This is a genomic window from Amphritea sp. HPY, assembly GCF_050870985.1.
GTDB lineage: Bacteria > Pseudomonadota > Gammaproteobacteria > Pseudomonadales > Balneatricaceae > Amphritea.
Genome location: NZ_CP194015.1, coordinates 58,150 through 83,875, shown reverse-complemented (window position 1 = coordinate 83,875; position 25,726 = coordinate 58,150). Strand labels below are relative to the sequence as shown.

The window sequence follows — 25,726 nt, the reverse complement described above, 5'->3', positions numbered from 1 at the left end:
ATCACACTATGAGTCATCAGTCTGAATTGATCGCCAGCGATATCGAAGCATATCTGGCACAACACGAAAATAAAGAACTGCTGCGTTTCCTGACCTGCGGCAGCGTCGACGACGGTAAATCCACCCTGATCGGTCGCCTGCTACACGATTCCAAGATGATTTATGAAGATCAGCTGGCCGCCCTGCAAGCCGATAACGCTAAAGTTGGTAATGCCGGTGAAGAGCTTGATCTGGCACTGCTGGTCGATGGCCTGCAGGCAGAACGTGAGCAAGGCATCACTATCGATGTTGCTTACCGCTACTTCTCTACCGAAAAACGCAAGTTCATCATCGCCGATACTCCGGGACACGAGCAGTACACCCGTAACATGGCAACAGGTGCGTCTACCTGCGACCTGGCGATAATCCTGATCGACGCCCGTCACGGCGTTCAGGTACAAACTAAGCGCCACAGCTTTATCGCCTCGCTGTTGGGCATTAAGCACACCATCGTTGCGGTCAACAAAATGGATCTGGTGGACTTCAGCGAAGAGCGTTACGAGCAGATCAAGAAAGATTACCTGGAATTTTCTGCCACTCTGGATCTCAACGATATTCAGTTCGTGCCACTGTCAGCCCTGAAAGGCGACAACGTGGTAAACCTGAGCGAAAACATGCCTTGGTATCAGGATGCGCCTTTGATGGAGTACCTTGAGAAAACCGAGATCGCTAATGACCAGAACTTCGACAAACTGCGCTTCCCGGTACAGTATGTTAACCGCCCTAACCTGGATTTCCGCGGTTACTGCGGCACCATCGGTTCCGGTATCGTGCGTCCTGGTGATGAAGTGACTGTTCTGCCATCGGGCAAAAGCAGCCGCGTTAAGTCGATCGTTACCTTCGATGGCGAACTGCAGGAAGCTTTCCCGCCGATGTCAGTTACCCTGACCCTGGAAGACGAGATCGACATCAGCCGTGGCGACATGATCGTACACAGCAACGATACTCCAATTGTCAGCAACCGTTTTGATGCGATGGTTGTATGGATGGCCGAAGACGAACTGCTGCCGGGTCGTCAGTACGACGTTAAACTGGCAACCCAGACCATCGCTGGCGGTATCTCAAGTATTCGTCACTGTGTTGATGTAAACACTCAGGAAGAGCAGCCTGCTGCGACCCTGAAACTGAACGAAATCGCGCGCTGTGAGATTACGCTGGAACGTCCGATTGTCGCTGATGATTACCGCTCCCATCATGGTACTGGTTCATTCATCATTGTCGATCGCCTGACCAACACCACCGTTGCTGCGGGCATGATTGCCGAAGCAGGTGATGCATCAGCCGCGGTAACCGACGATCTGGTAACGTCCGTATCCAGCGTCAGCCAGACAGATAAAGCACGTCGTTTCGGTCAGAAAGCGATCACTCTGGCGGTAACCGGCGGTAGTGAGCAGCAACGCGACACCCTGCTCTACACGCTGGAAACCCAGCTGTTCGGTATGGGCCGTGCGGTTGCTGTACTGAATCGCAACAACCTGCCAGCAGAACTGGCTCCGGTTGCGACTCTGCTTAATGAGAACGGCTTACTGGTACTGGCAGAAGCGGCAGAAAAACTGCCTGAAAATGCCCTGCTAGTCGATCTGGATGGCGGCGCCGCTGACCTCAGCCTCAATAGTGAAGCACAGCCAGTTACGGCCCTGGTTAATGCTGCACTGGAGCTACTCAAGCAGCACAACGTAGTATAAGCTCAGCCCCCGGACGGCATTGTCGTCCGGGGTGCATCGCGCAGATCAGCCATAAAAACTGCTGCAGTTGCGTAAAAATTGAGGCATATCAACGATAAAGCTATACCGGAATGCATCTAAAGCCGGTAAAATTTAGCACTTTCTAATTCTAGCCTGTAGACAGCGGGCGCCTCGATGCTAATGCCTTCGACGGTGCAACGGACATTATGACTGAATATCTGCTTATTCTAATCAGTACCGTACTGGTGAATAACTTCGTACTGGTGCAGTTCCTTGGCCTGTGCCCCTTCATGGGGGTTTCCAATAAACTGGAAACCGCGATGGGCATGTCCCTGGCCACCACCTTTGTACTGACGCTGTCCTCCGTCTGCAGCTATCTGGTTTACACCTATCTGCTAGCACCTCTTGAACTCGCTTACCTGAAGACTATCTCCTTCATTCTGGTGATCGCCGTTGTGGTGCAGTTCACCGAGATGGTGGTGCGTAAAACCAGCCCTCTACTCTACAAATTACTAGGCATCTTCCTGCCGCTGATCACCACCAACTGTGCGGTACTGGGTGTCGCTCTGCTTAATATTAAGAAGATGAATGGTTTTGTCGATTCCATCGTCTACGGTTTTGGTGCTGCAGTCGGCTTCTCGCTGGCACTGGTACTGTTCTCCGCCATGCGTGAGCGTATCACAGTGGCAGACGTTCCCCTCCCGTTCAAAGGTTCCGCTATCGGAATGGTAACCGCAGGTCTTATGTCTCTGGCATTCCTCGGCTTTACCGGCCTGGTTCAGTTTTAAGGGCTCCGTCATTATGAGCGTTGTATTAGTCGCCGTCTTAGTTCTGTTAGGCCTGGGTCTGGTCTTTGGTATCCTGCTGGGGTATTCATCGATCCGTTTCAAAGTGGAAGGCAATCCGCTGGTTGACCAGGTCGATTCCATGCTGCCGCAAACCCAGTGTGGTCAGTGCAGTTATCCTGGTTGTCGCCCCTATGCCGAAGCGATAGTTAACGGGGAGGCGATCAACAAATGTCCTCCCGGCGGTCAGAGCACGATTGAAGCATTAGCCGACCTGCTGGATGTGGAAGCGGTGCCACTGGATGCCGAACACGGCGAAGAACAGATTAAATCGATCGCCTATATCCGCGAGGATGAGTGCATCGGTTGCACCAAATGTATTCAGGCCTGCCCGGTAGATGCCATCCTTGGCGCGGCCAAGCAGATGCATACCGTTATCGAATCAGAGTGCACCGGTTGTGACCTCTGTGTGGAGCCTTGTCCGGTCGACTGTATTGATATGAATCCGATTGAAACCACCCTCAACACCTGGCAATGGTCTGCGCCAAAGCCTGGCGTTGAACTGATCGCTACCGACCGCAAGCCCGGCATTGCCCTGGGAGGTGATGCATGACGCTTAAGAATCAGGTTAGAGTCCATAGCTTCCACGGCGGTATTCATCCACCTGAGAACAAGAAGCAATCCACCGGTGCGCCAATCAGTCTCGCACCTGTGCCGAAAAAAATTGTCCTGCCACTACAGCAGCATATTGGCCTGCCTGCAGATCCAGTGGTTAAAGTCGGTGATCAGGTACTTAAAGGTCAGCTGGTCGCAGAAGCGATCGGCCGTATCAGCGCTAATATACACGCCTCGACTTCAGGCATAGTAACCGCCATCGAACAGCACCCGGTCCCCCACATGTCAGGTATGACCGCCAACTGCCTTATTATCGAAGCGGATGGCGACGATCAGTGGATAGAGCATGAGGGGCTGGACGACTACACTGTTTTACCTAAGCAGGAACTAATCGAATTTATCCGTCAGTCCGGCGTTGCCGGGATGGGAGGGGCAGGCTTCCCGACCGATGTAAAACTGCATCTCGGTGATGATCATATCGTCAACACCCTGATCATCAATGCCGCCGAGTGCGAACCATATATCACCGCCGATGATATGCTGATGCGCGAACGCGCCGATCAGATTCTAAGTGGTATCGAGATTATCGCTCACCTGCTTAAGCCACTGCATATTATGGTCGGTATTGAGGATAATAAGCCTCAGGCGATCCGCGCCCTGCATGAAGCTCTGGATAACAGCACCCTGAATCTGGATATTGTTACCGTCCCGACCAAGTACCCTTCCGGTGGTGAAAAACAGCTGATAAAGCTACTCACCGGCGTAGAAGTACCCAGCGGCAAGATTCCCGCCGATGTTGGTATCGTGTGTCAGAACGTCGGTACAGCGACGGCGATCCATCGTGCCGTCAACCATGGTGAACCGCTAATTTCCCGAGTCGTTACTATTACCGGCGAAGCGACTGGCCGCAAACAGAATATAGAAGCCCGTATCGGTACGCCGTTTGCGGAGTTACTGGCGCACTGTGACGTTAACTACGACACTTTATACCGCCTGATAGTCGGTGGCCCGATGATGGGTATCACTGTGGATAATGATCAGATTCCGATGATCAAGACCACCAACTGTCTGATCGCAGGCTCGGCTGCAGAACTGCCCCCTCAACCGCCGGCACAAGCTTGCATCCGGTGCGGAATGTGCGAGCAGGTCTGTCCGGCAGAGCTGTTGCCGCAGCAGTTGCACTGGTTTGCTAAAGGTCGCGAATTCGATAAGGCTAAACACCACAATCTATTCGATTGCATCGAGTGCGGCGCATGCTCCTACGTATGCCCCAGCAACATACCGCTGGTCCAGTACTACCGTTTCGCCAAATCAGAGATCCGCAAAGAGGACGCTGAGCAGCGTAAGGCGGATCACGCCAGAATTCGTTTTGAAGCCCGTCAGGAGCGTCTGGAACGAGAGAAAATCGAGAAAGAAGAGCGGCGTAAAGCCCGCGCTGAGCAAGCAGCTAAAGCTCAGGCGGCTAAAAAAGATGCTCCCGTAACTAAGAGCACCACCACAGAGGCAGCAGCTCAGGTCAATGCCACGCCGGATCTGAAACAGCTCAAGAGCAACGCTGCGATCGCCCGTACAAAACTGAAGAAAGCTGAGAAAGCGCTAAGCAACGCTCGGGACAAAGGGCTTGAGGGTATCGAGACACTGCAACAAACGGTCACTCAGTTGCAGATTAAATGCGATACTGCCCAGCAAGCTTACGAACAAGCTCAACAAGCGCCAGCGCCTGCCGTTACCGTTGATATTAAGCAACTCAAGACTAACGCTGCCGTTGCCCGTACTAAACTGAAAAAAGCTGAAAAACAACTGCTGAACGCCGAAGAAACTGGTGAAGGTGATCTGGCCGCTCTGCAGACACAAGTATCGCAACTACAGGCCAAATCAGCCGCAGCTGAACAAGCATTTAAAGAGGCTGAAGCTGGCGACACTATTACTAGTGGTAGCGCAAAACCGACCGTTGATCTGACCGCCTTGCGGGCTGACATTGAAGCGATGCAAGGCAAAGTCAGTAAAGCAGAAACTGCCTGGAAAGCTGCCGTCGAATCACAAAGCCCCGCCGCCGATAAGATGGCAGCTGGCGTTGACAAGCTGAAAGGCAAACTGATCGAGCTTGAGCAGGAATTAACTCAAGCTCAACAAGCGCAACCAGCAACAGCTGTGAACTTTGATGAACTGAAAGCCGACATCACAGCGATGCAGGGCAAAGTCGATAAAGCCCAGATAGCCCTTGATAAAGCGGTTGCATCTGAAAGCCCTGCCGCCGAAAAAATGGCAGCTGGCGTCGACAAGCTAAAGGGTAAGCTGGCCGAACTAAATCAGGAACTGGCATCAGCTCAGCAACAGGCGCAACCAGCAGCAGCGGTGAACCTTGATGAGCTGAAAGCCGACATCAGCGCAATGCAGGGTAAAGTAGATAAAGCGCAAATAGCCCTTGATAAAGCCGTTACATCTGAAAGCCCTGCCGCCGAGAAAATGGCAGCAGGCGTCGACAAGCTGAAAGGCAAACTGCTTGAGCTGCAACAGGAGCTGGCATCAGCTCAGCAGCAGGCACAACCAGCAGCAGCTGTAAACCTTGATGAGCTGAAAGCCGACATCAGCGCAATGCAGGGCAAAGTAAATAAAGCCCAGGTGGCCCTTGATAAAGCCGTTGCATCTGAAAGCCCTGCCGCCGAAAAAATGGCAGCAGGCGTCGACAAGCTAAAGGGTAAGCTAGCCGAACTGAATCAAGAGCTGGCACAAGCACTGGGACTGTCGCAACCGACTGCAAATACATCTGCCGAAGTAGCACCGATCGATATGAAAGAGCTCAAGCAGCAGGTATCGATTATGCGTACCAAGCTGAAAAAAGCTGAAAAACAGCTGAATCAGGCAGAAGAAGGCACGGATACAGCAGAACTTGAAGCCGAGATTGCAGAGCTTAAGCTACGCCACAATCAAGCCAAAGCAACCTTTGATGCTGCAGAAGCGGTAAAGATCGCCGCTGCTGCTGCTGAGGGTGTCGACCTTAAGCAGCTGAAGATAGATGCAGCCCTGGCCCGCGCCGCCGTTACTAAAGCCGAGCGCGCCCTGAGCAAAGCAGAAGAAACCGAAAAAAACGAGCTCGAGGCGTCTCTGGTGACAGCAAAAGCGCAAGCTGAGCAATTGAACTCAACCCTGGAACGTTTCTCCGGGTAACTCCTTTTTCTGAGTAGCAGACATGGCATTAATTCGAATTACTTCACCCCATGCCCACCGCCCCGGCAATACCGGTAACGTGATGCAGACGGTATTGCTGGCAACCCTTCCAGGGCTGGCGGCAATGACCTTCTTTTTTGGTTGGGGAACGCTGATTCAGGTTATCTGGGGCCTTATTCTGGCGATCGGACTCGAGGCCCTCATCATCAAGCTGCGCAAGCGGCCGGTTAGCTTCTACCTGCAGGATTACAGTGCCGCCGTCACCGCTGTCTTACTCGGCCTGGCATTACCACCGTTCGCCCCCTGGTGGGTCATGACGGTAGGCATTATTATCGCTATCGCTGTTGCTAAGCACCTTTATGGCGGTATGGGTAATAACCCGTTTAACCCGGCTATGGTCGCTTACGCCCTGCTACTGGTTTCCTTCCCGGTACAGATGACCAGCTGGACTGCGCCTTTTGTTATGACCGGCGAAGGCTGGGCTGTAATGGGACTAGGCGATACTCTGAGTGCCATTTTCGGTGCAGGCAGCCCGCTGGTTATCGATGCTCATACGATGGCTACGCCATTGGATATTATGAAACACCGTGGTGGTTTTACCACCGAAGAGATGTGGGCTAACGATCCACTGCTGGCCAACGGCATCGGCGCATGGCATGCAGTCAGCGCCGCTTACGTAATGGGTGGCGTATTCCTGTTGTACCGTAAAATATTTACCTGGCACACGCCGGTAGCAATGCTGGGCAGCCTGGCTGTCATCTCTACCCTGTTCTTCTTGATTGCACCGGATAATTACCCTGACCCGTTCTTCCACCTGACCGCTGGCGCGACTATGTTAGGCGCGTTCTTTATTGCTACCGACCCTGTTACCTCAGCAACCAGTAACAAAGGTAAGTTATGGTTCGGTGCCGGTATCGGCGTACTGATCTTTGTCATCCGTACCTGGGGCAACTATCCCGATGCCGTCGCGTTTGCCATCATGCTGATGAATCTTTGCGCGCCATTTATCGATCAGTACACCCAACCCCGTTCCTACGGTCACCACAAAGCTAATCGCGGCATGAAGGGGGATAACTAAGATGGAAATGCTGACAGCTATCCGAAACAGCGCTCTGGGCCTGAGTATCTTTGCCGTGATCACCTCCGGCGCTATCGCGCTGACCCAGGTATCTACCAAAGAACGTATCGAGATCAACGAGCGGGAACAGCGCGCCCGTGCTTTGTACGAGATAGTACCGAAAGACAGTATCGATAATAGTCTGCTTGAAGATACCGTTACGATTACCGCGCCCTACCTGACTGCTTCCGAACAACCGGTAGACGTATTCCGGGCACGTCGGGATGGTCAGGTCGTCACCGTTATTATTCCGACCACCGCACCGGACGGATATACGGGCAACATAAATATCATCGTTGGCATCAATGCCGATGAGAGTATTGCCGGCGTCAGGGTTTTATCCCACAAAGAGACACCGGGACTGGGCGACAAAGTCGACCTGAAAAAATCGGATTGGGTACTGAGTTTCAACGGCCAGCGCTATGAAGGCAGTAACGATCCCAGCTGGGCGGTGCAGAAAGATGGCGGCCGCTTCGATCAGTTTACCGGCGCAACGATTACGCCCAGGGCAATCGTTAACGCAACCGCCAGGGCTATTCACTACTTCCGTGAAAACAAAGCAGCACTGATGGAAAGTAAACCCAACCTGACAGGCACAGAATAATGGCTACCGATTATAAGAAAATCAGCCTCGACGGACTCTGGGACAATAACCCGGCGCTGGTACAGTTATTGGGGCTCTGCCCATTGCTGGCAGTTACCGGTACGGTAGTTAACGCTCTGGGCCTGGGTATAGCCAGTACATTGGTATTGGTCGGCTCTAACCTGACTATTTCGATGTTCCGAAAGTTCGTGCCGGACTCAGTCCGTCTGCCGATCTTTGTCATGATTATCGCCTCGTTTGTAACTTGCATCGAACTGCTGATGCAGGCGTTTACCTACGAGCTATACACGATTCTCGGCATCTTTATTCCTCTGATCGTGACCAACTGCGCCATCATGGGCCGCGCCGATGCTTTCGCCTGTAAAAACCCCGTCGGCGCTTCCCTCGTGGACGGCATCATGATGGGTGTTGGCTTTACTGCTGTACTAATGATTCTTGGCGCAATGCGCGAAATACTCGGCCTGGGTACGCTGTTTTCTGATATGCAGCTGTTATTTGGTCCGATGGCTGAGAGCTGGAAAATCGTTCTGATCGACGATTACACCGGCTTCCTGTTCGCCATCCTGCCACCCGGCGCATTCGTCGGCATGGGACTGCTGATCGCCCTCAAGAATATCATCGATGCCCGCCTCGAAGAACGCCGTAAAGAAGCCACACCGATAGCACCGTCTGGTGAAGCTAAACGGGTACGGGTAACGGGCAATATCTGAAGCGTTCCGTTTCAGATATTGCCCGTAAAGCGGAAATTTGTCAGACATCGCTACGCGACTTGCTAGTAGTTAGAACGCGGCTTCGCCGCTCGCTAGTGGCTAGAAAAATCAAAATCAAAATCAAAATCAAAAAAGGAGGCTATTTGCCTCCTTTTTTATGATGAAGATATTATCGGCCTGGCCTTAACAAGGTCGTAAAGGTATGACCGTAGTTGACCCAATTTATGGACTCCAGCAATACCTATCCTTTGCTCCCGTCTTGGTCACATATTGACACAATCCAAACGTTTCTCGCCAGAACAGCTAGCTGTCAAGGGCGTCTACAGTAGTTCACTCGGATCGATAACAACCCCTAGGGATCTTTTGTCGATGACCCTGTCATTGGTGGTTTCTTTGTACCGAAAAGTCACTTTTTTCCCTAATTCAATTCCCAGTTCCTTGTCAGGCGACAGATAGCGATACCCCAGAGAATCAACGGTTAAGTGGTGGATATAATATTGAGGCATGCCAACCCAGTCATTAAAAGGCCCCTCTGTTTCAACAGCTTCCACTATTCCCCGAGCGACCTTCTTCGGATTGGGACTTCTGTACCCTGATCCTTTAGGATTTCTTGCCATACTTACCCCTTTTTTAGTTGTGAGAAAAGATACTGCTGTCTATAGGCTAACACAGAGTTTCTAAAAGTCGGCTTCTATCCCCTTAATAACTTTTCTGAACTGTCCAGCAATGACAATGGCTCAATAGTCGATCCCCCCAAAGCAGACATATCACCAAGGCGGTTTTGATATGTTTTTTTTCTCACGAAAACTTCTTTTTCCACTTCGCGCAACGATTCCCGTCACGTTCTTCATAAATGCGAATAGCAGAGTGGAGATCTAGCCTGAAGCTACTCTCACTGTCATTGCCTAAAGCAGTTAAAAGCATCGTATACCAAGCTGTTACTCCACCTGGAGGTGATGTCATAAATTTAGGAAAATAAGGATCACCACCCGCCTCACTCAACCAAGTTTTTGCAAGCTCAGGATTCAATACCATAGCGCGTGCTAATCCGACCATGTCAACAGCACCACTAGCCAGCAAGTTTAGCGCCTCTTCTCGAGTTTTAACTCCGCCTGTTGCCATCAAAGGCACGCTGGTTACATTCTGTGCGTTTTGGGAAAATTCAACAAAGTATGGGCCACCAGTTGAGCTATAAGAGCTTGCCTTAGCTTCTGGGAAATAGGTGCCTCCACTTATTTCTATCAGATCAATTGAAGTCTGATCCAGAATACGAATAGCTTCTAAAGCATCTTCTTGTGTTAACCCGCCTTCTAGTTTATCAGACGAGTTAACCTTAAGCCCGAGAGGAAATGAAGGACCAACTGCACGTCGCACTTTATCAATCACCTCGACAATAATGCGACATCGCGCTTCAATAGAACCGCCATACTGATCATTACGACGATTGAATAGTGGTGACAGAAATTGACTAAGTAAAAAACCGTGACCCGCATGAATCTGAACACCAGTAAATCCAACACCTTTTGCAAGTACCGCAGCATTGGCATACATATCAGGTAATTTCTTCAACTCTGCCATCGACATACCAGCACACTGAAAGCTTCCAATCTCAAGAGCTGACGGCCCTGTAGGCTGGCTTATCGGTGAGTACGATAACGCTCCTGCATGACCTATCTGAGGCCATATATGCGCCCCCTCAATCGAAGCTCGAGTGGCTAATGCGTTTAAAGCCTTAAGATTAGAATTAGCTCCAAAAACCAGATTCCCAGGTTTTTCAGGAAAGCGTGGATCTCCCTGTACTTCACCAATAATCGATAGTGCTCCCCCTCCTTCAGCCCATCGCTCATAGAGCCGAATCTGTGCCTCTGTTGGATCGCCCGCTCCGTCTGCAAGCGAATCTGACATGGCTGATTTTGCAATTCGGTTTTTTAAAACAGCACCGCAAGGCAGCTCCAGTGAGCGTTTAAGTAAATCAATTGAATCTGATATCTCGATCATAGCGACCTCTTAAGAGTCTAAATCCATTATGCTTTTACGCACTTCAACATGCAGAATTATCCACAAACTTTAGCAATTACAGATGTCTGGGCTAGACGTAATAAACAACTCCGATTAACAGTGACAAAGAGTATTAAAGACATTATCAACGACAATCTATAAACTAAAAACGCTGTTATTTATTAATCACTATTAAAAAAAAGTTAATAATGAATACTTCAGATCTGAGCCTCTTCATTCGAATTGCAGAAACTGGCAGCATCACCGAATCAGCGAAACAACTGAGTATCACGCCCGCAGCGGCCAGTTTGGCGCTCAGGCGACTAGAAAAACAGCTAGATATACAACTGTTTATAAGAACAACCAGACAGTTACGAATTACAACAGAAGGGGAACAGTTCCTGTTTCATTGTCGTCAGGCACTTGGATCGATTGAACAAGGGCGTTTATCGGCCCATCAGGTGCAGGGCAAGATCGGTGGAGAATTACGGTTCTCAGTATCATCAGATTTAGGGCGCAATATAGTTTTACCCTGGATAGATGAAATAATGGATAAGCATCCTTCCCTGTCAATCAACTTAAATGTAGGTGACTCCCTTTCGAACTTTTTCCTGGATCAGGTTGATGTTGCTCTTCGTTATGGTAAGCCAGAAGACTCAACGATGGTTTCATTTCATATTGCGACTATTGGCAGAATAACCTGCGCTTCTCCTGCCTACATATCTGAGTTTGGAGAACCTTCGCACCCTGAAGATCTGAGAAAGCACAATTGTTTGTTATACAGGCTTGACCGTCAGCTGTTCGATAATTGGGAATATATTGATAACTCTGGCAGTTACAAAATAAAAGTAAGCAGTAATAGAGTAAGTAATGATACTGATATTGTCAGACGCTGGGCTGTTGCTGGAAAAGGTATCGTGCACAGGTCTCAGATAGATATCACTTCAGATCTGCGTAGCGGAAAATTAGTACAGGTATTATCAGATTTTCAATCACCACCAGTACAACTCTATTTACTGTGCCCTAGCAGAAAACAAGTAACACCAGCTGTGATCATGTTCAGGGAAGTACTTAGAGAAAAATGCGCAGTAATGCTTGCTGATTATTAATCTATCTACAATAAATTGGTCGGCTCAAAGCCCCCGCTATGCCTTTATTGGGTCGTTAAGAATCTAAACCGATTGTAACTATCAATGTACGCTTTTGGCACGTAGCCGACCATAACGCGCCTGAGACCTGATCCGGATCGCTTACCAACACACTGCGAACATTGGGGGGACTCAGCTGTGCTTTAACGGACGGCACCTACCCACATAAGGTGAACATTCAACGCCATTATATTTTTAATGAATAGTCAGTGTAGTGTTCATATCAAAGCGTTCAAACAATGCAATACCAACACTAGTTTCTATAGTAATTGTTAACTCAACACCGCATCAACAGCTCCAGATAGATAAGTATGCGACATTCTGGACGCCGCCCCTGAAGAGCATCTATTCTAAATTTATGCCTATGTAAATTTAATCCGAATCCTGGAGGGCTACTTCATGACCAAGACCGTTACCGGAACGTACGAGTCCGCTAATCAAATTAGGAACGCACGAAACGACCTGATTGCAATCGGAATTCCGCAGGAACAAATTTATATTGATGAGGAAAACCAACAAATCAAGGTGATGATAGCGGATGAAACCGAGCCTGAAATTGAAGACATTCTCAAACAGCACGACGCCAGTTCGACGAATGTAACGACAAATTGACGCCTTAAGCAGTAATGAGTCGGACTTTGTCCTTCTACTTAATGTCCGCTTTTGGGGCAACTTAAGCTATGGATGTATTCAGGTCATAGAACCTTAATGTCGCCTCACGTTAAAAGCAGACCTAAAAACTCTGCATATTATTTAGCACAAACAACGATCTGGTCTTAGACGATCCTCACCTTTTTGCAATATCAGCCAACAAAGATAAAGCCAACAAACTGATCAGGATCAATCAAGCACCAGCAGACCATTATCGCTCTGGCAACTTCTAAATTACGTTCTACACTTGAAGTTCTGTTAACCGAAAAGGGTGATACGGCATGAATCCAGGTAATCAGCAATTGCTCGGCATATCCAGAATCCAACAACGGGCCAGACAGCTGAAATCGCAACGCGCCCTGACTGAGAATCAGTCCCTTAACCTGGCAGCCCATGAGCACGGCTACGGTGATTATCAGGCCTACCTGGATGCATTACGTAAGCAAGCCATCAAGATGATGCTCAATCAAAGCCGCCGGCCACTGGCGCAGCGATCTTTATCCTGAGCCTGACTTTAATCTGTATATGCTATTTATTTATTCTGGCAAGTAGCAAATATTGTTTCTGCTCAGTTCTAACCCTACACAGCAGCAGAACACTACAAAAACATCCATTCCGAAAACCCTATAGATGCTGCCTTGTCGCACAGTAGTTCTCAGGCTTTTTCTAGCAAGCGGCGCAGCCGCGTCTAGCCGCTAGCAAGTCACGTAGTGACGTCTGGCAAGGCAGCTTGCCGCCGGTCTCGTTTCGCGCTTGCCCGAAACTCCAGACCCCGATACCATACCCACACTAAACCGATCACTACCAAACGCCGTGCTATGAACCAAGCGAAACGCCACCAGATATTTACCCGCCTGCGGGACGCAAACCCGAACCCTGAAACCGAACTGGAATACAGTAATCCTTTCGAATTGTTGGTTGCTGTTACGCTCTCAGCGCAGGCGACAGACGTTGGCGTCAATAAGGCGACCCGGAAGCTGTTTCCGGTGGCAAACACGCCTGAAGCGATCTACAACCTGGGGATTGATGGTTTAAAGGAGTATATAAAGACTATCGGCTTGTATAACTCTAAAGCTGAGAATGTTCATAAAGCCTGCAAGATGCTTATCGATCTGCATGGCTCAGTCGTTCCCGAAGACAGGGAGGCCCTTGAAGCCCTGCCTGGCGTCGGACGCAAAACAGCGAATGTGGTACTCAATACCGCCTTTGGCCACCCAGCAATGGCGGTCGATACGCACATTTTCCGGGTTTCCAACCGTACTAAGATCGCACCTGGTAAGAATGTACTGGAAGTTGAAAAGAAACTTATGCGTTTCGTGCCGAAGGAATTTCTGATCGATGCCCATCACTGGCTGATCCTCCATGGTCGCTACACCTGCGTAGCTCGTAAACCGCGTTGTGGCAGCTGCATCATCGAAGACCTGTGTGAATTCAAGGATAAAACTGAGTAGCAGGTAGCATTCCCAGCCCGGCATTGGCCTGCAGTGACAGGTTTTAACTTTCGTGTATTACTCTACGACTTTCAGGCGCCCCCTTAAGCCCCTAAGCAGTTTTTCTGGCTAATTACTGCCAGGGTATCAGCAAACAACAATTCATCAGCGCTTAACCACTCATCAATCCAATCGGCCATGACAGCATAGCGTGACTGAAATGCTTATTTAAGTTGAAATTAATAAGTCACCTATTCCATCACATCCACTCTATCTTCATCGCTAAATTTTATAGCTCCACCAATATCAGTTAAGACTTTTTCCTGTGCAAACTTGCTACTTGGCAAAGACAATACCTGGTCATCTCATACGTCTGAAGATTGATCCATATCAGTTGACAATTGCGCTTATTACAAGCTTAGCTTTAGTGTCAAAAACACAATTCCTGCTCAACGTCATAGGTCAAAAAAACCGCTTTTTCAGACGCTCATGGTTGTGCACATATTCTGTGGATAACTCTGTTGAAAGTATTGGGGCAGATGGCTATAAGGCCCGTTATTAAAGGAACTGAAACAAATCGTTCACATAAACATCACATGCAAAATAACCCTTTTATTTCAGCATGTTACATAAATCAATAGGTTTATATTAAACTTTTATTTTATTATTTGTGAAACACTTTAAACAGATGTTTCACGCTGTGAATTAAATTTTCAAAATACAAAACCACCTGCTATTTAAGGGCTGCAACCGTAGTAGTTCCTAACCAAGCCGAAGCTATCTTTTTGCCATTGCCAACGCTGCTTTGATAACCGGTTCTGACGCAACCCGATGACCGCCATTCAGTGTCATAACCGGCACAGTAGAAAAGCAGACTGCTATACTGAAATCCGCAATAAAGTTGACGAAAAAATTACACAGGTAAAATTATTCAGGAACAGGGTAATGGATATGATATTCCATCAAATAGCTACAGAAAGAGGTTGTCAGTCCTATCTGATCGGATGCAAGGCTAGCCGTACTGCAATCATCATCGACCCCGAATTGAGTCAACTCGATAATTACCTGGCCCTGACTTCTCAAGAGGGCCTGAGAATTCATTATCTGCTTGATACGCATACTCACGCAGATCATTTCTCAGCGACTCAAACTCTGGCACAGCAGCTGCAAATTCCCGTGATTATGCACCGCTCCAGCCCGGCTCCTTTTGTCAGCATCCATGTCGATGATGGCGAGCTGATCATCCTTGGTAACCTTCGTTTAGAGATCCTTCACACGCCGGGGCATACTGTAGATTCAATATGTGTCAAAATCGAAGACCTGGTTCTGACCGGCGATACGTTGTTACTCGGAGGAACCGGTCGCACGGACCTTCCCGGCGGCGACCCGGATCAGCTATATGACAGCCTGTTCAATCGCCTGTTAAAACTTGATCCCGCAACGAAGGTTTTCCCAGCCCACATTTACAGTAAGCGAACTCACTCTTCTCTGGCTGATGAAATTGCCAACAATCCACGCCTGCAGAAACACACCCGGGAAGACTTTATCGAGCAGATGAACAGTCTGAATCTTGAGATGCCGACCCATCTTACCGAAGCGCTCCGTACTAACCTGACCGGTGGTAAAACGGTATCTCAGTTGATATCTGATGCTGCAGAAAAGATTCCCTTTATGTCACTGGAAGAGGTGCTGCGCCGAATACAACAACGGCCAACTGATATTTTGCTGCTTGATATGCGTGAACATGAAGCCTTTCGCAAAGCTCATTTACCCGGCGCCATCAATATTCCCCGCGGGCAACTTGAGCTAAAGGTCAATGACCAGCTTAAAGACCCGACCCAGCGCATCGTTACCTATTGTGAATTTGGCAAGATATCGACCCTTGCGGCGGCGACACTTAAAGAGCTGGGATTTGATCGTGCAGTAGCAATGGATGGTGGAATCAGTGTGTGGCGTGAGAAAGGCTATCCACTGATAAACAAAGAGCAATAATCTGGTCAGTACGGCAGAGCGGTGATGCTCAGACTATTACAACCAGGACGGCACAGGAAGATCCTTCGCGCGTAAAAACTCAGGGTTATAGAGTTTACTCTGGTAGCGTAAACCAATATCGCAGAGGATTGTCACTATAGTGTGTCCTGGCCCTAATTCTCTAGCTAGCTGTACCGCTCCCGCGATATTAATCCCGGACGAGCCTCCCAGGCATAATCCCTCATGAATAAGCAGATCGAATATCCATTCCAACGCGTCCCGGTCTGGAATTTCAAAAGCGGTATCAACAATCGCTCCCTGCAGGTTATCAGTAATCCTGCTCTGACCGATCCCCTCCATGATAGAACTGCCCTCAGATTGCAGCTCTCCTTTGGTATAGTAATGATATAGCGCCGCGCCCTGGGGGTCAGTCAACCCGATCACTATATTCGGGTTATGCTCTTTCAATGCAGCACTAACCCCGGCCAGCGTCCCTCCGGTACCTACCGCACAACTAAAGGCATCGACTCTGGCTGCGGTTTGCTGCCAGATCTCAGCACCGGTTGTCCGGTAGTGTATATCTCTGTTAGCGGTGTTATTAAACTGGTTGGCCCAGATAGCACCTAGCTTCTCTGTACGGTCTAATTCAACCGCCAGACGCTGGGAAACCTTAGTGTAATGGTCATCATCAGCTAATGGCACGGCGGGTACCAGGCGCAGGTCGGCACCAAACAGACGCAAGGTGTCTTTCTTCTCCTGACTCTGAGTTTCCGGCATCACGATAACTGACTTATAACCCAACGCATTTGCGATCAGAGCTAAGCCGATTCCGGTATTCCCCGCAGTGCCTTCTACGATAGTACCGCCAGGGTTTAGTTCACCCCGCTGTTCCGCATCCCTGACAATGCCCAGAGCCGTCCGGTCTTTCACCGAGCCACCTGGATTAAGGAATTCAGCCTTACCCAGTATTCGACAACCGGTCAGTTCAGATGCTTTTTTTAGCGGAATCAGCGGCGTGTTGCCGATCAGAGAAAGTAGTGCGGGTGAGCTGTTCATAAACGCCTCTGGTGAGTATTACAGCCTCAAGTATAGCCAACGAACTATGAGCAATAATCCAGTAGATGAAAACCGTAAGCGGTAAATTGAAAGCCGCAACAGAATTTCACGTTTAACTAAGTACAGACTACAAAAACAAAAAGGCCGGAACAAATATGCTCCGGCCTTATCTAACCTCTGAAACAGGCAAACTATGGCCTAGGTTCTAGGCTCTAGATGCAGCCTGACAACATCAGAGAAAAGATCCGACACTCCATTATCTACGTACAACTACATAAACGGGACTTCAGCCGGAGGAGTGAATCTATAGAGAGCTGCGAATTATGTAAAGCAAGGTGTCTTACGCTTATACCTTTATTCCTTAACATATAATCGTTTTACACTTTAAGTGACTCACTACTGGCTTTAATAGATCATCATCGCCATGAAAAACAGGGCGTTAAGAGCTGAGCGATTACAACAGGCAAGAATTACAAAGGGATTAAAGCAACAGGATGTCGCAGACTTGCTGTTCAAATCGCTTGCCACTATTAAGAAATGGGAATCCCCGACCGGGGCGGAACCCGCGTCACTGAATGATGTGGTGCGGTTATGTGATGTCTATGACATATCACTGCAGTGGTATATTCTTGGCAACAAAGATCAGGGAACGCCACTGTCCAAGCTACAGGCACGCCTGCTTAGCGCATATGAAAAGCTAACGCCGAGAATGCAACGACGTATCCTGAAGATTACCGAGATGCTCGCCAGAGAACGCTGATTACAGTGTTATGACCAACAGTTCTGCCGCTCATGCATCTCAATCCAGAGCGCTTCGACCTTATCTCTTGCCCAGGGCGTTTTACGTAAAAACTTTAAACTGGATTTAATACTCGGGTCACTCTGAAAGCAACGAATATTAATCAATTCACCCAGCGTCTGCCAACCGTAATTCGCTTCAAGCTCGGTGACTACCTGCTCGAGTGTAACTCCGTGCAGAGGATTATTTTTCTGGCCCTGACTCTTACTATCTGTCATGACACCTCATCCACAGATTCCTGCCCTGCAGCATCTTGTTCATCACGATCAGCTTTCGCGACATAACGCGGCTTATTAGTGATCTTGTTTTTGGCATTGGCTTTTTTAGCCCGTTTTTTAAGAATACTGTTAAGCTTTTTCTTTCTGTTCATACCATCCAAACCTGCTGCGATGGGGTAAATATCACAACCTTACCCTTCTCTGTTTATCTCGACAATCAGCCCCTATTCTATCCTATTCCGGCTCTACCGTCTGAACTTAGAATAGCAATAATCAGGATACTTAAACGCACTGATAACTCCCCCTATTTAACCCACAGTTTCTGTGCATAACTCTGTTAATTACTTTTTAATAGATCGCTGTAAAGCCCATATCACGGGACCTTCAGCAGATTGTCTACAAAAACACCCGTCTCATAATTGCTTCTTACAATTCAATCACTTAGAGGCCAACAAACGTTTTATTGAGGCGTCGAAACGCAGCCTGCAAAGAACCTTAAAGAAACTAAAGCAAAGCTGTGCAGAACTTTTCAGGTAGTAGCCACTTACAGGGCAGACCAGGAAGGATATAGATGCGGGAATTTCAACTACCTGAAGAGCGTTATTATTACTCTTCGGGCAGTTCTATCTCAATATGACCTTTAGGCTTAGTACAACAGGTCAGGATCTCATCGCCGACGGTATCGAAAAGGGCATCCTGCACCTCTTCGACTTCACCTTCGATCAAGCGTACCTTACAGCAACCGCAGTATCCTCCGCGGCAGTTATAAGGCGCAGGAATTTCCTGCGCTTCAAGGGCATCCAGTAACGAAAACTCGTACTGGAAGTAGAACGTATTGTAGTGATTGACTTTAATTCTTGGAATTCCCGACATCACCTGATCCTTTGACTCAGAGGTCGAAGTCGTCGAAGTCACTTTCGTCCACTTCATTATCTATAGCTCCTACAAGGTATGAGCTGATCTCCGCTTCCTGCGGTGCGACCTGTACGTTGTCGCTGACCAGCCATGCATTCATCCATGGCAGCGGATTCTGCTGTTCCGGGAAAATTGGTTCCAGGTTCAGTGCCTTCATCCGCACGTTTGTAATGTACTCAACATAGTCAGCCAGAATCCTGGCATTCAGACCGATCATAGAACCGTCTTTAAACAGGTATTCCGCCCACTCTTTCTCTTGCTCTGCTGCTTCGCGGAAGATCTCATAGACCTCAGGCTCGCACTCTTTGGCGATCTCTTTAAACTCAGGATCATCGGCACCGGAGCTGAGCACATTGAGCATAAACTGGGTACCTGTCAGATGCAGCGCTTCATCACGGGCAATCAGCTTAATGATCTTGGCATTGCCTTCCATTATGGCGCGTTCTGCGAATGCAAAAGAACAGGCGAAGCTGACATAAAAACGGATAGCTTCCAGCACGTTCACCGAAACCATCGTCAGGTACAGCTTGGTTTTCAGGTTACGCATGCTGACATCGTATGTCTTGCCATCGATAGTATGCTGACCCGGGCCCTGAATCATATAGATGTTCATCAACTCGATGAATTCATCGTACAATTTTGTGACGCTCTTAGCGCGCTTAACGATCTCTTCGTTGGTCACAATTTCATCGAACACTTCGGCCGGTTCGGTCATGATGTTACGAATGATATGGGTATAAGAACGACTGTGGATAGTCTCACTGAAGGACCAGGTTTCCAACCAGGTTTCCAGCTCAGGCAGAGACACTACCGGCAGGAACGCGATGTTCGGTGAACGGCCCTGCACCGAATCCAGCAGGGTCTGATATTTCAGGTTGCTGAGGAAGATATGCTTCTCATGTTCCGGCATAACCATAAAGTCTTTACGGTCGGTAGACAGATCCACCTCTTCCGGACGCCAGAAGAATGACAACTGCTTCTCAATCAGCTTTTCAAGAATCGGGTATTTCTGTTTGTCATAGCGGGCGACGTTAACATTATGGCCGAAGAACATCGGCTCTTTAGTAGCGTCATTAAAGGTTGGATCAAAAGTTGAATATAACATTTCGGCTCTTAGTTAATTGCGCCGTACAGCGCCCGATATCACAAAACTGATAGTCTGCAGCATTACGGCTGCAGACCGTTAATCCTTTATAAATAGCTAAAAGGCTATTTACAGTTTGCAGGCACCGCCTTCACAACCACCGGTCAGATCATCATGCTGATCGGTCGCACCATCGCGGGTGTTATGGTAATAAAGGGTCTTAACGCCGTATTTATAGGCGGTCAGAAGATCTTTCAGTAACACCTTCATCGGCACTTTGTCGCCAGGGAATGCGGCAGGATCATAGTTGGTATTAGCCGAGATAGACTGATCGACAAACTTCTGCATGATCCCCACCAACTGCAGATAACCTTCGTTAGTCGGGATATCCCACAGCAACTCATACTCGTCCTTCAGGGTGGTGAAGTCAGGCACCACCTGCTTCATTACACCGTCCTTGCTCGCCTTAACACTGACATAACCCCGTGGTGGCTCAATACCGTTAGTCGAGTTAGTGATCTGGGAAGAGGTTTCACATGGCATCAACGCAGTCAGGGTGCTGTTACGCAAACCAAACTCGCGGATATCTTCACGCAGGGTTTCCCAGAAATAGTGCAGAGGTTCTTCACAGAACTCATCCACTTCACGCTTATAGGTATCGGTTGGCAACAGACCCTTAGCGTAATTTGTCTCTTCAAACAGCTTGCATGGACCCAGCTCTTTCGACAGCTCATTAGACGCTTTAAGCAGGTAATACTGCACCGCTTCAAACGTTTTATGTACCAGACCATTAGCTGAACCGTCTGAATACTTAACACCATTCTTAGCCAGGTAGTAAGCGAAGTTAGTCACGCCCACACCCAGAGTACGACGGTTCATAGAAGCGGTACGCGCCGCTTCAATCGGGTAATCCTGATAATCCAGCAGGCTATCCAGGGCACGAACAATCAGATCCGACAGGTTTTCCAGTTCGTCCAGATTTTCCAGAGCCCCGAGGTTAAATGCCGACAGCGTACAGAGCGCAATTTCACCATTAGGATCGTTAATATCTTTCAGCGGCTTAGTCGGTAGCGCGATCTCAAGACAGAGGTTGGACTGCTTAACAGGTGCAACCGCCGGATCAAACGGACTGTGGGTATTACAGTGGTCAACGTTCTGGATATAGATACGCCCGGTGGATGCACGCTCGGACGCCATAACACCAAACAGCTCAACCGCCTTGATAGTTTTCTTACGGATGCTGTCATCCTGCTCGTACTTCACATAAAGACGTTCGAATTCGTCCTGATCAGCAAAGAATGCATCATACAATCCAGGAACTTCATCCGGGCTGAACAGGGTAATATTTCCGCCTTTAATGAGACGGGTGTACATCAGCTTATTCAGCTGAACACCGTAATCCAGGTGACGAACCCGGTTTTCTTCAACACCCCGGTTATTCTTCAATACCAACAGGGATTCGACTTCCAGATGCCACAGAGGGTAAAACAGTGTCGCAGCACCTCCGCGAACGCCGCCCTGTGAGCAGGACTTAACCGCCGTCTGGAAATGTTTATAGAAAGGAATACACCCGGTATGGAATGCTTCACCACCGCGAATAGGACTACCCAGCGCACGAATACGGCCAGCGTTGATACCTATGCCGGCACGCTGACTAACATACTTCACAATAGCGCTGGAGGTTGCATTGATTGAATCAAGAGAGTCATCAGCCTCAATCAGGACACAGGAGCTGAACTGACGGGTCGGTGTACGCACACCCGCCATAATTGGCGTCGGCAGTGACAGTTTAAACAGGGAACAGGCATCGTAGAAACGCTTAACATATTGCAGACGCGTCTCTTGCGGATAGTTAGCAAACAGGCAGGCTGATACCAGCATATACAGAATTTGCGGGCTCTCGAAGATCTCACCGCTAACCCGGTTCTGTACCAGGTACTTACCTTCCAGCTGTTTTACCGCTACGTAGCTGAAATTCATATCCCGGCTGTGATCCAGGTAATCGTTCAGTTCGTTGAATTCTGCTTCGGTGTAATCTTCCAGAAGATGCTTATCGTAACGACCGGCATCGACCATTTTTCCTACATGGGTCAGCAGATGTGGTGGTTCGAAGCTATCGAAAGCGCGCTTACGCAGATGGAAGATAGCCAGACGTGCTGCCAGATATTGATAATCGGGTGCATCTTCAGAGATCAGATCCGCTGCTGATTTAATCAGTGTTTCATGAATATCAGCAGTTTTAATACCTTCGTAAAACTGAATATGGGCTTTCAGCTCTACCTGGGATACAGAAACATTTTGTAAACCTTCGGCGGCCCAGATAACTACCCGGTGAATCTTTTCCAGGTCCAGTTTTTCCTGAACTCCATTCCGTTTCGTTACCAATAGTTCCTGCATTGCACTTTCCCAAATTTGTAGAATTCTTTATCGACTAAAAGCCTCTGCGGGCTTTATTGCCTTGTATCCGGTGTCTGGTTACTCAATTAACCCCCCGGTATTTCATGGCTATGGGGTGAGCGGGTCATACTGTGGTATTTATTTAGCCGCCAGCACTACATCTTGTGCACACCAAAACAACAGCCACTAAATATAGTGAGAATGTAGATAAATACAATACTTGATTTTGTATTTTTATGGGTGTAATCGGCTCGTTTATCAGGGCAAGAGCCCGTATTCCGGGACTCTGCAATACAGGCCAGTATTTTGAAAATTTTTTACTAAAAACTGACTTATGATAGATAAAATCAATAACCATTCTAATTCTGCAAAGTGGGTAAAAACTTAATTAAAAACGCTTTACAGCCCCAGGATAAATCAATAATATACGCGCTCCTTGTGGTGGGGTTCCCGAGTGGCCAAAGGGATCAGACTGTAAATCTGACGCGCGAGCTTCGGTGGTTCGAATCCACCCCCCACCACCATCGAATACGATACGAAAGAGCCTCGCTTTATAGCGGGGCTTTTTTGTGCCTGCAGAAAAGCAGTGGCTAGATCGTCGCTACGCAACTTGCTAGATCGGAAGGTAAACCTTCCTGCTAGTGGCTAGAAAAACCTAAAGCCTTCTTTATACCTTCAGATACATGAAAACTAGATTTTTACGCTGTAAGAAGATGTAAAAGCTATCACTTACGAAGTGGGTTACGACCTCCATACACTGAACTTTCGTAAGAAGGCTTTTTCTAGCCACTAACAAGTCGCGGAGCGACATCTAGCTAGCTGAACTTGTTCAGCGATCTGGCTAGTCGAACTTGTTCGACGGTCTGCCCCTTTGCGCCTTCAATTGCGCCGTATCACTTCCAAAGTATTTTTTGCTTTTACCCCTGTATCTTTTCATAGCTCTATGCGATGGTGTTATCAGCTTCTTTAAAGCCGATATTATTTATCCGATTCGGAGATACACTATGCCTTATAACGACGACATTCAGAACGAGATCAACCTGCTGGTGCGTTTCAGCCAAAGCAGTGATCATCAGGGTATAAAGGTACATCAGGATGCTTCACCGGACATGGTAACCGCAGTACAGAGCCTGTTTAACAAAGGCCTGACAACCCAGATGGATGGAGGCTACCTGACCCCACTCGGTCACGAAGCTGCTGACCAGGCCCATGCCCTGCTTAATATTCTCTCGGCAAAAAGTTAAACCTGTCACATTTTAAATCAGTAATAAGGTAAACCTGAGCGATGTATGAAGATGAGATCCTGATCGAGGATATCAGCGTCTGGCAAACCCAGATGTTCACGGTAAACAATCCGCAACACACGCAACAGAAACAGCCTCTTCTGGATCTTATCTATCATATAAAAAGCCAGCAAAGCCAGGCTATTGAGAGTGAAGTTGCACCCACAGCAAAGCGGGCGTTATATGAAAGCAACCTGGATCTGCTGGACCAGCCCGACCCAGCGATACAAGAGCTGCGCCTGTTTATTGAAGATATGATCACCATGGTCGCCAGTTCAGTTAATCAGGAGTTCTGGCCTGAAGGAGCTGAAGCCCAGGCCAGTATCGTCGAGTCCTGGTTCCATGTTACTGAGCATGGCGGCTACCATGACACCCACTCCCACCCAAACTGCTCCTGGTGTGGTATCTACTATATAGATGCAGGAGAGTGCGCCTTAGAAGACCGTAACGGAATCAATCGGTTTTATGATCCACGCCACGGTGCAGATCAGTACCTCGATGCTGGCACCGCCTATCTTAATGGCACCGGCACCTGGGATTTTTCTGCGGTTGAAGGCCAGATTGTCATCTTCCCGTCCTATCTTAAGCATGCTGCTATGCCCTACTTCGGCAAACAGGATCGGGTCATTATTGCATTTAACAGCCAGGTAAACTTTATCTGAATACCTCGCCCCGGAGCTTCACTATGAAACAGATTCTTGTCTATAGCGATTCACTCACCTGGGGCATCATTCCGAATACCCGACAGCGCTTCAGTTTTGAGCAGCGCTGGCCGGGAGTCCTCGAGCAACAACTTCACGCAGAACAGCACAGCGTTAGGATCATTGAGGATTGCCTTAATGGGCGGCGCACGGTTCTGGATGATCCATTTAAACCGGGACGCAACGGCCTGCAAGGGTTACAACAGCGGATCGAAATAAACTCACCGCTGTCACTGGTCGTTATTTTACTCGGCAATAATGATTTCCAGAGTCCGCATAACTTCACTGCAGCGGAAACAGCGCAAGGCGTAGCAACACTGGTCAGTGCGATCCGCCAGGCACCGATCGAACCCGGTATGCCAATACCGGATATACTGATTGTCTGCCCCCCGCCGATCATTCAACCTAAAGGCGCAATCGCAGCTAAGTTCCGTGGTGCAGCAGAAAAATGGCAGGGGTTTAAAGAAGCCTTAGAACAAATCGCAAGTCAGCAGGACTGCCATTTCTATGATGCAGCTATGGCCACCAGCGCCAGTAAAGTCGACGGTATCCATCTCGATCAGGATCAACACATGGCGCTAGGTAAAGCGCTAAGCCCATTAATCGCTCAATTAATAACCGATTGATACTGAAGATTTAATTCAATTCTGCTTTATTTGGGAACCTTTCTTCACCTGACCAATCTGATGCCTTAACATTTACTATTCAGTGCCACTTTCAAGGAATCTTTTCATGCTCAGTTCATTAGCAACCATCGGCCGCAGCAGCAGGTACTGGCTCGCAATCATAGTTGTCGGACTGGCGATGGAATCTGTTGCTCTTTTTTATCAATACGGCCTCGATTACGGCCCTTGCGTGCTCTGTATCCATATCCGGATCTGGGTCATGGCTTTTATACTGCTGGCTATTCTGGCCCTGTTACTACGGCATAACCGAACACTTCTGATATCAGCCCATATACTGAGTGTGATTGCGGCAGCGGGCCTGCTGGAACGATCCTGGATGACTTTTGCCGTTGAACGTAATTTGGTTGAAGGCAGTTGTTCGATGTCCACTGGCCTCCCGGCATGGTTCGCGCTGGACCAGTGGTTCCCTGCCGTATTTGAAGCTTGGGAGCTGTGTGGTTGGACCCCGGAACTATTATTTGGCATCACTATGGCTGAAGGCCTTCTGGTAATGGCCGCAGGCGCCCTTGTTATAACCGTTCTGGTTACGATCGCCGTGATCAGCCGTAAATAAACCCAGGTTCAGTTATGATTCATCATCACTTCCCTAAAGTGCAACCTAAGTTTTCCACTAAGCCGAAAGGACCCGGCTCAGATAGTTCTGTTTTCTGACGCTGATTTAATTCA

25 protein-coding genes and 1 tRNA gene are annotated in these 25,726 nt (G+C 48.6%); 18 read left to right on the top strand and 8 right to left on the bottom strand.

Translation table 11 applies throughout. The features are described 5' to 3' along the window. The first annotated feature begins 8 nt into the window (after positions 1 to 8). From cysN to ACQUQM_RS00340, 7 genes are all read left to right on the top strand, one after another. On the top strand, positions 9 to 1,724 hold the full coding sequence (cysN, locus tag ACQUQM_RS00370) for a sulfate adenylyltransferase subunit CysN (RefSeq protein WP_432472482.1): 1,716 nt from the start codon (positions 9 to 11) through the stop codon (positions 1,722 to 1,724). A gap of 206 nt (positions 1,725 to 1,930) precedes the next feature. Then, a complete protein-coding gene (gene rsxA / locus ACQUQM_RS00365; RefSeq protein ID WP_432472481.1) occupies positions 1,931 to 2,512 on the top strand; it encodes an electron transport complex subunit RsxA in 582 nt (193 codons plus the stop codon). A 13-nt stretch (positions 2,513 to 2,525) separates the two neighbouring features. Continuing rightward, on the top strand, positions 2,526 to 3,122 hold the full coding sequence (rsxB, locus tag ACQUQM_RS00360) for an electron transport complex subunit RsxB (protein WP_432472480.1): 597 nt from the start codon (positions 2,526 to 2,528) through the stop codon (positions 3,120 to 3,122). Further along, positions 3,119 to 6,292: an electron transport complex subunit RsxC gene (gene rsxC, locus ACQUQM_RS00355; RefSeq protein ID WP_432472479.1), complete on the top strand. Its 3,174-nt coding sequence runs from the start codon at positions 3,119 to 3,121 to the stop codon at positions 6,290 to 6,292. The genes rsxB and rsxC overlap by 4 nt, the downstream gene beginning before the upstream one ends. Before the next feature lie 22 nt (positions 6,293 to 6,314). Further along, positions 6,315 to 7,370, top strand: a complete 1,056-nt coding sequence (gene rsxD, locus ACQUQM_RS00350) for an electron transport complex subunit RsxD (RefSeq protein ID WP_432472478.1) — start codon at positions 6,315 to 6,317, stop codon at positions 7,368 to 7,370. Position 7,371: 1 nt separating this feature from the next. After that, the gene (gene rsxG / locus ACQUQM_RS00345; protein ID WP_432472477.1) at positions 7,372 to 8,013 is read left to right on the top strand and encodes an electron transport complex subunit RsxG; all 642 of its coding nucleotides are present in this window, start codon (positions 7,372 to 7,374) and stop codon (positions 8,011 to 8,013) included. Then, positions 8,013 to 8,723, top strand: coding sequence for an electron transport complex subunit E (locus ACQUQM_RS00340; RefSeq protein ID WP_432472476.1), 711 nt, complete (start codon positions 8,013 to 8,015; stop codon positions 8,721 to 8,723). The genes rsxG and ACQUQM_RS00340 overlap by 1 nt, the downstream gene beginning before the upstream one ends. 320 nt (positions 8,724 to 9,043) lie before the next feature. On the opposite strand, the gene ACQUQM_RS00335 is transcribed toward ACQUQM_RS00340, so the two are convergent. Then, positions 9,044 to 9,340 carry a hypothetical protein gene (locus tag ACQUQM_RS00335; RefSeq protein ID WP_432472475.1) on the bottom strand — a complete coding sequence of 99 codons (297 nt, stop codon included), beginning with the start codon at positions 9,338 to 9,340 and terminating at the stop codon, positions 9,044 to 9,046. A gap of 181 nt (positions 9,341 to 9,521) precedes the next feature. Further along, positions 9,522 to 10,721: an NADH:flavin oxidoreductase/NADH oxidase family protein gene (locus tag ACQUQM_RS00330; RefSeq protein WP_432472474.1), complete on the bottom strand. Its 1,200-nt coding sequence runs from the start codon at positions 10,719 to 10,721 to the stop codon at positions 9,522 to 9,524. Positions 10,722 to 10,930: 209 nt separating this feature from the next. Between ACQUQM_RS00330 and ACQUQM_RS00325 the strand changes: the two genes are divergently transcribed. From ACQUQM_RS00325 to ACQUQM_RS00305, 5 genes are all read left to right on the top strand, one after another. Beyond that, a complete protein-coding gene (locus tag ACQUQM_RS00325) occupies positions 10,931 to 11,830 on the top strand; it encodes a LysR family transcriptional regulator (RefSeq protein WP_432472473.1) in 900 nt (299 codons plus the stop codon). A gap of 438 nt (positions 11,831 to 12,268) precedes the next feature. Beyond that, positions 12,269 to 12,481 (top strand): hypothetical protein, encoded by a 213-nt coding sequence (locus tag ACQUQM_RS00320; RefSeq protein ID WP_432472472.1) that lies wholly within the window; start codon positions 12,269 to 12,271, stop codon positions 12,479 to 12,481. A 320-nt stretch (positions 12,482 to 12,801) separates the two neighbouring features. Then, the gene (locus tag ACQUQM_RS00315) at positions 12,802 to 13,026 is read left to right on the top strand and encodes a hypothetical protein (protein ID WP_432472471.1); all 225 of its coding nucleotides are present in this window, start codon (positions 12,802 to 12,804) and stop codon (positions 13,024 to 13,026) included. 312 nt (positions 13,027 to 13,338) lie between these two features. Next, entirely contained in the window at positions 13,339 to 13,971 is a 633-nt protein-coding gene (gene nth, locus ACQUQM_RS00310) for an endonuclease III (protein WP_432472470.1), read from the top strand. Positions 13,972 to 14,895: 924 nt separating this feature from the next. Continuing rightward, positions 14,896 to 15,942: an MBL fold metallo-hydrolase gene (locus ACQUQM_RS00305; RefSeq protein ID WP_432472469.1), complete on the top strand. Its 1,047-nt coding sequence runs from the start codon at positions 14,896 to 14,898 to the stop codon at positions 15,940 to 15,942. 36 nt (positions 15,943 to 15,978) lie between these two features. Here the strand turns inward: ACQUQM_RS00305 and ACQUQM_RS00300 are convergent, their stop codons facing one another. Beyond that, entirely contained in the window at positions 15,979 to 16,977 is a 999-nt protein-coding gene (locus tag ACQUQM_RS00300; RefSeq protein WP_432472468.1) for a cysteine synthase A, read from the bottom strand. A 424-nt stretch (positions 16,978 to 17,401) separates the two neighbouring features. Between ACQUQM_RS00300 and ACQUQM_RS00295 the strand changes: the two genes are divergently transcribed. Further along, the gene (locus ACQUQM_RS00295) at positions 17,402 to 17,737 is read left to right on the top strand and encodes a helix-turn-helix domain-containing protein (protein WP_432472467.1); all 336 of its coding nucleotides are present in this window, start codon (positions 17,402 to 17,404) and stop codon (positions 17,735 to 17,737) included. A gap of 8 nt (positions 17,738 to 17,745) precedes the next feature. Here the strand turns inward: ACQUQM_RS00295 and ACQUQM_RS00290 are convergent, their stop codons facing one another. The 5 genes from ACQUQM_RS00290 to nrdA form a co-directional block, all read right to left on the bottom strand. Further along, positions 17,746 to 17,994, bottom strand: coding sequence for a VF530 family DNA-binding protein (locus ACQUQM_RS00290; protein ID WP_432472466.1), 249 nt, complete (start codon positions 17,992 to 17,994; stop codon positions 17,746 to 17,748). Further along, the gene (locus ACQUQM_RS00285) at positions 17,991 to 18,146 is read right to left on the bottom strand and encodes a DUF2986 domain-containing protein (protein ID WP_432472465.1); all 156 of its coding nucleotides are present in this window, start codon (positions 18,144 to 18,146) and stop codon (positions 17,991 to 17,993) included. Before ACQUQM_RS00285 ends, ACQUQM_RS00290 begins: the two co-directional genes overlap by 4 nt. Positions 18,147 to 18,600: 454 nt before the next feature. Beyond that, positions 18,601 to 18,924, bottom strand: a complete 324-nt coding sequence (locus tag ACQUQM_RS00280; RefSeq protein ID WP_432472464.1) for a 2Fe-2S iron-sulfur cluster-binding protein — start codon at positions 18,922 to 18,924, stop codon at positions 18,601 to 18,603. Further along, positions 18,884 to 20,014, bottom strand: a complete 1,131-nt coding sequence (gene nrdB / locus ACQUQM_RS00275) for a class Ia ribonucleoside-diphosphate reductase subunit beta (protein WP_432472463.1) — start codon at positions 20,012 to 20,014, stop codon at positions 18,884 to 18,886. Before nrdB ends, ACQUQM_RS00280 begins: the two co-directional genes overlap by 41 nt. 108 nt (positions 20,015 to 20,122) lie before the next feature. After that, positions 20,123 to 22,390 (bottom strand): class 1a ribonucleoside-diphosphate reductase subunit alpha, encoded by a 2,268-nt coding sequence (gene nrdA / locus ACQUQM_RS00270; protein ID WP_432472462.1) that lies wholly within the window; start codon positions 22,388 to 22,390, stop codon positions 20,123 to 20,125. A 440-nt stretch (positions 22,391 to 22,830) separates the two neighbouring features. Between nrdA and ACQUQM_RS00265 the strand changes: the two genes are divergently transcribed. The 5 genes from ACQUQM_RS00265 (at position 22,831) to ACQUQM_RS00245 (ending at position 25,613) form a co-directional block, all read left to right on the top strand. After that, positions 22,831 to 22,914, top strand: a tRNA-Tyr gene (locus ACQUQM_RS00265). A gap of 480 nt (positions 22,915 to 23,394) precedes the next feature. Further along, entirely contained in the window at positions 23,395 to 23,634 is a 240-nt protein-coding gene (locus ACQUQM_RS00260; RefSeq protein ID WP_432472461.1) for a TIGR02647 family protein, read from the top strand. Between the two features lie 41 nt (positions 23,635 to 23,675). Further along, complete coding sequence (locus ACQUQM_RS00255; RefSeq protein ID WP_432472460.1) at positions 23,676 to 24,335, top strand: putative 2OG-Fe(II) oxygenase; 660 nt, start codon at positions 23,676 to 23,678, stop codon at positions 24,333 to 24,335. A gap of 23 nt (positions 24,336 to 24,358) precedes the next feature. Continuing rightward, positions 24,359 to 25,000, top strand: a complete 642-nt coding sequence (locus tag ACQUQM_RS00250) for an SGNH/GDSL hydrolase family protein (RefSeq protein WP_432472459.1) — start codon at positions 24,359 to 24,361, stop codon at positions 24,998 to 25,000. 106 nt (positions 25,001 to 25,106) lie between these two features. Beyond that, complete coding sequence (locus ACQUQM_RS00245) at positions 25,107 to 25,613, top strand: disulfide bond formation protein B (RefSeq protein WP_432472458.1); 507 nt, start codon at positions 25,107 to 25,109, stop codon at positions 25,611 to 25,613. The last annotated feature ends 113 nt before the right edge of the window (positions 25,614 to 25,726 follow it).